Source organism: Nocardia citri (assembly GCF_054065835.1).
Genome location: NZ_JBSUQM010000072.1, coordinates 1 through 718, shown reverse-complemented (window position 1 = coordinate 718; position 718 = coordinate 1). Strand labels below are relative to the sequence as shown.

Genomic DNA, 718 nt, shown 5'->3' with positions numbered 1-718 from the left:
ATCCCGTAACCAGACCTCGACCAACTCCGCCACCGCCCCCACCAACTGCTCGCAGTTGTCCAACACCAGCAGCGACTTCCGTGCGGACAAGAATTCGACCACCACTTCCGGCAACGGCCGCGCCGGATCCTCGCGCAACCCCAGAGTGGCCGCCACCACCTCGACCAGCAGCGACGGGTCGGACACATCGGCCAGCTCGACCATCCATACCTCGTCGGGGAACTCCCGCCGCACAGTGGACGCGGCCCGCAGCGCCAGCCGTGTCTTGCCGACGCCTCCGATCCCGGTCAACGTCACCAGCCGGGCCGAGGCCAGCAGATTCTTGACCTCCGCCAACTCACTGCGACGGTCGACGAAACTGGTCAACTCCAGCGGCAACGTGCCAGCACGTGAGAACGCCGCGGGCCCGGGCGCACGCCACCCCTTCGTGGCGGGCTTGCGGCCTCGGCGCTCGCGGGCTGGTTCGGCCTGCAACGCCATCTCGTCGGCGGTGAACCCGTGACGACGCTGCACCTGCTGGATCGCTTCTCCCAGGGCCGCCGCCGACGGCCGCTCGCCGGGGTCGCGGCTCATCGCGGCCGCCACGATCGCGGACACGTCGTCGGCGATGCCGTGCTCACGCAGGTCCGGTACCGGCTGAGTGGTGATCCGCAAAAACTGGGTCACCACGTTCTCCCCGCTGCGCCGCTCGAACGCCGCATGCCCGGTCAACGCGCAG

Annotated in this window: 1 protein-coding gene; it reads right to left on the bottom strand. The window is 69.5% G+C overall.

Features of this window, described 5'->3' with window-relative positions:
- Positions 1-718, bottom strand: a 718-nt coding sequence (locus tag ACW2Q0_RS31145; protein WP_457194498.1) for an AAA family ATPase, incomplete at both ends; no start/stop codon positions are given.